Here is a 937-nt window from a genome sequence, read left to right as displayed (position 1 = left end):
CGGCCAACGCGGCGCTCGAAGGCGGCTGCCTGTGCGGCCGCATCCGCTACCGCGCATCGCCCGAGCAGCGCGAGGGCTACTACTGCCACTGCCGCATGTGCCAGCTGGCCTTCGGCAACACGCGCGTGCCGTTCCTGAACCTGCGGCGCGACCAGGTCGAGTGGCTGACCGAGCCGCCGAAGACCTACGCGTCGTCGAAGTTCGCGCTGCGCGGCTTCTGCGGGAACTGCGGCACGCCGCTGAGCTTCGCGTACGAGGGCTCGCAGCACATGGACCTCTCGGTCGGCAGCCTGGACGACCCGTCGGCGATCACGCCGGTGTCTCATTTCGCGATCGAATCGAAGGTGGCGAACTGGGAGGTCGACGACGGGCTGCCGGGGACGCGGCTGGATGAGCACCTGAAGCTGACCGAGCGCTGGAAGGCGGCCTACGGCGATGACGTGCAGCCGGGCGCGGAGGTCGCACGCCAGGCGCGCTGAGCCCGCGCGAGCCCGGACCCGTCAGGACGCCGAGCCAGCCTCGGTCTCGTTCATCACCGCGAGGCATTCCTCGATCAGCGCGTGCAGCCGGATCACGCGCTCGTCGCCGAGCCGCTCGTTGAACGCCACCTGCGCCCGCTTCCACTCGCGTCGCGCCTCATCGCGCTTGACGCGGCCGGCCGCGGTGGCCTCGACGACGCGGCTGCGCCCGTCTTCGCCCGGCCCCACCGTGACCCAGCCCTGTGCCACCAGCGGCTGCAGGTTGCGCGTCAGCGTGGACGCATCCATCTCCATGTGAGACGCCAGCACGCCGGGCTTCACCGGCCCGAGCGACACCACCTGGGACAGCAGCGAGTACTGCGTCGTCTTCAGGTCGGCATCGGCGACGATGCGGTCGAAGTGCTGGCTGACGCGGCGTGACAGCTGGCGCACCTTCAGGCTGGTGCAGCCGTGGGGGC

Annotated in this window: 2 protein-coding genes; one reads left to right on the top strand and one right to left on the bottom strand. The window is 70.9% G+C overall.

Annotated features, from left to right (window positions below; translation table 11 throughout):
• The coding region (locus tag AC1D01_RS36640) for a GFA family protein (RefSeq protein ID WP_477874708.1) at positions 1-479 on the top strand (479 nt) is incomplete at its 5' end.
• Between the two features lie 21 nt (positions 480-500).
• Here the strand turns inward: AC1D01_RS36640 and AC1D01_RS36635 are convergent.
• Positions 501-937 (bottom strand): MarR family winged helix-turn-helix transcriptional regulator (locus AC1D01_RS36635; protein WP_477874707.1); only part of this gene is annotated, 437 nt, incomplete at its 5' end.

The organism is Rhizobacter sp. P3_B12, assembly GCF_056402895.1.
This window is presented reverse-complemented; position numbering and strand designations above follow the sequence as displayed.